Raw genomic sequence first — 2,868 nt, 5'->3', positions numbered from 1 at the left:
CCACTGATCAGCAGCTCGACGTGCTTGAGTTGCCCGGCCAGGCCGTAGCGCGAGCGTCGGCGATGGCCGCTGGCATCGGTCTGTTCCAGCAGCGCACGGAGCGGGTTGAACGCATGGTGAGTGGTGAACGGCTCACCGTCGTGGAACGTGCGGGTTTCCCGCAGCGGCTGGCCGGCCAGGGAAAAACTGTCCGTGAGCAGCGAACCGGAACGGTCTTTTTGTTCCAGCAACTGGCCGCGGCGGTTGTACCCGGCCTCGGCCGATGCGTCGGCGTAAATGAAAACATCGACATCGGGTTGGCCATTTTCCTCGACCGCGATCATCCGCAGTTGCTCATCGAAGGTCGTCTGCCAATGGCTGCGGCGCTGATCCCAGCGTTGCAATGGCTCAGCGGCAAGCCCCGGCAGGGTCAGGCGCCAACCGGCGTCGACGCTGTCGGTCAATACCACATCACCGTTCAGTGAGTAGACGTTAGTGAGGTTCGCAGTGGCCAGACGTGGATCCTGCTGCGCTACCAGACGGCCGGCCACATCGTGTTGCTGACGTGACACGAGTGCTTTTGGTGTGTCGTCTGCCTGAGTGCGCAAGTAACTGACCTGACGGATCGGCGAGCCCCGGCCATCGATCACTGCCACAGTTGGAGTGCGTCTATAAACGGGGTCGTATTTCATGTGAATTTGTGTTTGGTGAAGGGCTTAACAAATGTCTGAAATTTCGACACGGGTTTCGCTTGTTCACGCAAAAATCTGTTGTCTGTCAGCAAGTCCTCTTTGTACCACCTCAGGGTGGTCTGGCTGCTTTCGATATATCCCAGGATCGCACTGGTCTGCTCTCGCAAGGTATTGAGCCGAATGGTCTTGGCGCCCATTAAGCGGCTCTTGTCAGGTAGCACGTCAGCCGAATTGATCGTGTTTTGTCCTACGCGTCTGAAGGCTTTCTCGATATCGGCCATTCGCGAAGTGAGGGCTTGTTTCCAGTCGGCGAGCATCGTTTCGATTTTTTCAATCTTGACCGGATCGAGACCCTGTCTAATGTCCTCCACCTCCTGCACCCGCGAACCGATATTAAGCGCCGCGCCCACGCCTGGAAGATATGATCCGACGCCGCGGGCCAATAAGGTGTTGGCTGCATCGGCCGGCGTGAAACTCGATGAACGCTCTGTGATGCCGACCTTTTGATCAATGGCTGCGACGCTCATTGCCGAAGTTTGTGGAATCAATGGGACTGTCATATTTGCAAAGGACGTGTATTTGCTGGCGATCGCCTCGCCGATATCGCCGCTGACGTGCATGGCAATCATCTCGGACAAGTAGCCGACGGCGGCGGGCATGCCGGTGGCAAGTGTTGAGCCTGCGAACCCGCCGCCGAAATAACCAGCGAAGAAGCCGGCAGTGCCTATCAGTGATTCTGCAACAACATTCGACAGCAATTCAGTGCCGTACTGTCCACTTGAAACTTTCAGCATCTGGTCAAGCGTTGTGGCGGAGTAATCACCCAGAGTGGTCACGAAGTTTGAGAAATTGACGATATCGAATTTCTCTTTGCTGTTGCCTTGCTCATCCACAAAAGTTAACGGGTTGTTGCCGACGAATCCGTACAGATTCAGCCCATCCACATCCCCCGCCGGATCGGCACTGATCCAGCGCTGCAACCACGCTGCGTAATAGCGTGCGCCGTAGTAATACAAACCGCTGACGTCCATCTCCTTGCCCGAATAACGGATGAAGCGATACGTGGTTTCCGAATCCGGTGCCATCCACGCGGTTTCGCCAAAGGGGTAATAGCCTTCCTGACTGACCATCACGGCAGCTTGATCCAGTTCCATCACGCTGGAGCGGAGATGATCTTCGAGGTTGTAACGCATTTGGTCATTGGCGATTGCATCGGGTTTTTTCGCTGCCCAATGCAGGCAGCGGGCGTTGCCGAGCGTGATGACGTGCAGTTCTTCGCCGTTGTCGCGGGTGCGGATTTCCAGCCCCGGCAGGTAGCGCACCTGATGAAAATGCTCGGCGTTGGCCGCGAAGGTTTCGTGGCGTTTGAACACGCGCATGCCCTGGCTGTAACGGTAGTACTCGGCATCATTGGAACCGTCCTCGCGCTGGACCAGGGTCACGCTTTCCAGCTCATCGCGGGCATTCCAGGTCAGCGGCTTGCCGGGGTGCATCGCTTTCTGGTTACCGTGACTGTCGAACAGCTCATCGAAATCCGGCGGCTCGTCGCCGGTTTTCCAGCGCACCCCGCGATTGCTCTTCGGGTCGATGAACATTTGCCGGGTCGAGTTGTTGCCCGCCCGCACATGACTCAGTTCGAACAGGTTGCCGCCGTTGTCGTACCGATAGGTCTGGGTGTAGTTGAGGCGATTGTTCGGGTCGCCCGGTTGCGGCAGGCCGGGAATGTCCGGCGGCGGGGCGTCGTCGTAGCCGGTGGCGCTGGTCAACCGATAGAGCGAGTCGTAGGTGAAATCGCGGTGGCCATCGATCAACTGGTTGGCGAAGTAACGTGGCTGAAACGCGTGGTCTTCAATGCGGGTGATATTGCCGACGCGGTCATAGAAATATTCGAGGTTCTGCAGGACTGCGCCGCCGTCCTTGCGGCTGGACTGAGTATGCAAACGGCCGTCCGCCGGGTCATACGTCCACTGACTGAGGACGCGATTGCCGGCCAGTTGTTCGATGATCTGGTCGTTGGCGTTGTACTGCGCGTTCTCTAACACTGTTTGCCAGTCAGACGCGCCACTGATCAGCAGCTCGACGTGCTTGAGTTGCCCGGCCAGGCCGTAGCGCGAGCGTCGGCGATGGCCGCCGGCGTCGGTCTGTTCCAGCAGCGCGCCGAGCGGGTTGAACGCATGGTGAGTGGTGAACGGCTCAG

Annotated in this window: 1 protein-coding gene and 1 pseudogene; both read right to left on the bottom strand. The window is 58.2% G+C overall.

What is annotated here, in order from left to right; genetic code table 11:
• Nucleotides 1-635 (bottom strand): annotated as a pseudogene (locus tag M9827_RS26605) (toxin); the annotation flags it as partial.
• Between the two features lie 32 nt (nucleotides 636-667).
• A partial coding sequence (locus M9827_RS26600) for an RHS repeat-associated core domain-containing protein (protein ID WP_250608147.1) occupies nucleotides 668-2,868 on the bottom strand: 2,201 nt, incomplete at its 5' end.

Origin of the sequence: Pseudomonas sp. AKS31 (assembly GCF_023634765.1) — a bacterium.
In the GTDB taxonomy this organism is placed as follows: Bacteria; Pseudomonadota; Gammaproteobacteria; order Pseudomonadales; family Pseudomonadaceae; genus Aquipseudomonas.
Note: the sequence above shows the minus strand (reverse complement) of the source record. Positions and strands in the feature narration are given on the sequence as shown.